This window comes from Metabacillus sp. YM-086 (assembly GCF_048059995.1).
GTDB classification, from domain to species: domain Bacteria; phylum Bacillota; class Bacilli; order Bacillales; family Bacillaceae; genus Metabacillus; species Metabacillus litoralis_B.
On record NZ_JBLUOI010000160.1, the window covers coordinates 1 to 2581 of the forward strand.

3 protein-coding genes are annotated in these 2581 nt (G+C 33.5%); all 3 read left to right on the forward strand.

Features of this window, described 5'->3' with window-relative positions; genetic code table 11:
* Positions 1 to 651, forward strand: a 651-nt coding sequence (locus tag ACEWK1_RS27505; protein ID WP_416636868.1) for an EAL-associated domain-containing protein, incomplete at its 5' end; no start/stop codon positions are given.
* Between the two features lie 170 nt (positions 652 to 821).
* Entirely contained in the window at positions 822 to 1811 is a 990-nt protein-coding gene (locus ACEWK1_RS27510; RefSeq protein ID WP_121661524.1) for a beta-ketoacyl-ACP synthase III, read from the forward strand.
* Positions 1801 to 2581, forward strand: a 781-nt coding sequence (locus tag ACEWK1_RS27515) for an ATP-grasp domain-containing protein (protein WP_416636869.1), incomplete at its 3' end; no start/stop codon positions are given. The genes ACEWK1_RS27510 and ACEWK1_RS27515, both read left to right, overlap by 11 nt.

The window sequence follows — 2581 nt, forward strand, 5'->3', positions numbered from 1 at the left end:
TTAAAAAGCAATCAACAAACAACGTCTTATGATGGGGTATTGTACTCGTTATCTTTACTAGCTAGAAAAATAGGGGCAGAGTTATTGTTCGAAGGTATTGAGAATAGTGATCAATTTTACTATTCATGGAGTAGAAATGCAAGGTATTATCAAGGATACTTCTTTTCAAAACCTCAAGGTATATTAATAGAAAAAAACATCCTTAAAGAACGATTTAAGAAAGATATCTATCATTTTATAGAACTGGAACGTAAGAAGTATAAGTTAGAATATCAGTTATCTCATCAGTTAAATGAAAAATTAAACTCTTTAACACAGTCTGTACCAATTGATCATAATTTAGATGAATGGTTATATAAGATAGCTGTGAACCTAGAAGAAGAGTGTTTTAGAATCTATATAACGGATAAAAATGGGTACCAAATGACTTCGAACGGAATGAGAGTTAATAAAGATTGGATGCTCTTACCTGCTTTAAAAGGGAGTAATTGGAGCTGGCGACCCTTTTTTATTGAAAATCTTATAAGGATGGATGAGGAGAACAAAGGGATTTTATCTGATGTATATAGTGATATTGAAACAAGTGAGAGTGTCCGAACTTTTTCTTTTCCTATTGATTATCAGCTTTACTTATTTATTGATATACGCTAGAAAATAACCTTTAGCCGAAAAAGAGCTAAAGGTTATTTTGAATTTTTAAAAATATTTCTTAATGTTATCGAACATATATTTTCCATTTTTAAGAAAAGAGGTAAAATGACATAAGATATTATTCCTAGATCATACAAAAAAGTACGTTTTAAATAATGAGGTGCAGCATAATGAACCGTAAAGTGAAAATAGTTGGCATGGGTTCGTATTTACCAAAAAGATTAATAGAATCAACAGAAATTGATAAAATGATTGGCGCAGAGCCAGGTTGGTCTGAGAAAAGATCAGGAGTTAAACAACGCTATTTTGTAAATGATGAAACCGCTACATATATGGGGGCAAAGGCGGCTAAAAAAGCAGTTGAGAATGCAGGTCTTTGTCTATCTGACATTGATTGTATTATTAGTGCAAGCGGGACAAATGAGCAGGCTATTCCATGTAATGCCTCTTTAATACAAAAGCATTTGGGACTTCAAAGCTCTGGAATTCCTTGTTTTGATGTTAATTCAACCTGTTTAAGCTTTGTATCTGCACTCGATATGGTGTCATATGCTGTACATGCTGGTAAATATGAAAACGTGTTAATCGTCTCTTCTGAAATTTCTTCCGTTGGACTAAATTGGAAACAACGTGAGAGTAGTATATTATTTGGTGATGGAGCAGTAGCGATGGTTTTATCAGCTGCAACCAATACTTCCAAAATTTTGAGTTCACATATGGAAACATATAGTGAGGGAGCTCATTTATCAGAAATAAGAGGTGGAGGAACAAAGCTTCATCCACGTATTTATAGTGAACAAACAGCTGAAGAGTTTTTATTTGATATGGACGGAAGAGCTATTTTTAAATTATCGTATAAACTTTTACCAGATTTTTTGGATCGATTATTTAAAGGGACTGGTTTAACAATTGCAGATATCAATATGGTTATTCCTCATCAAGCAAGCGCATCTGCTATGAAGATTATTCGAAAAAAACTAGGTGTAAAAGAAGAACGATTTATGAACATTATTGATCGGTATGGGAACATGATTGCAGCATCCATTCCGCTTGCTCTTCATGAAGCGGTAAATCAAGGTCGTATTAATAGAGGTGATACTATTTTACTGTTAGGGACTTCGGCTGGGCTTTCTATTGGAGGTATCTTAATTGAATACTAGAAAAAGAGTTTTAGTAACTGGTGCCAGAGCCCCTGTTGCTCTCCATTTGTGTCGGTTAATGAGTCAGGCAGGGTTCGAAGTTTATGCAACTGATTGTATTTCATATCCATTAACAAAGGTTTCTAATAGTATAAAAAAATTCATCTTTACTCCTTCACCCAAGAAAGATACGAAAAGTTTTATAAAGTCCTTAATCAACATAATTGAGCAACAAAAAATTTCATTAATCATTCCAACATCTGAAGAAATTTTTTATATTTCTAGATATAAAGATCAACTGACCCCGTTTTGTCATGTGTTTGTTGATGACTTTGCAAAATTAAACCTTCTACATAATAAATATGAGTTTATTCAACTTGTGAAGAACTTGGGTTTTGAAGTGCCAAGGACAGCTTTGCTATCTAATCATGTAAATTTGGATCAATTTGAAGACGAATCTGCTCTTTTAAAAAAGGTCTATTCGAGATTCTCTGAATCCATAATTTTTCTACAATCTGTTGGGCAAATACCTAACCATATAAAAAAGGATGGAAGCTGGCTTGTTCAAGAAAAAATCGTAGGCAAGCAATATTGTTCATATACCATTGCCAATGATGGAAAAGTACTTGCGCATTCTACTTACAAAAGTGAATTCACAGCAGGTTTAGGTGCAACTCTCTCATTCAAACATGAAAGCAGACCTGATATTGAACGGTTTGCACAGGTTGTGGTTGAAAAACTGAATTTCTCAGGACAGATATCTTTTGACTTTATCATACATGAAAATGGAG

Excerpts from the sequence above, each read along its gene's own strand:
- ACEWK1_RS27510 (WP_121661524.1), top strand. The coding sequence starts at position 822 with ATGAACCGTAAAGTGAAAATAGTTGGCATGGGTTCGTATTTACCAAAA.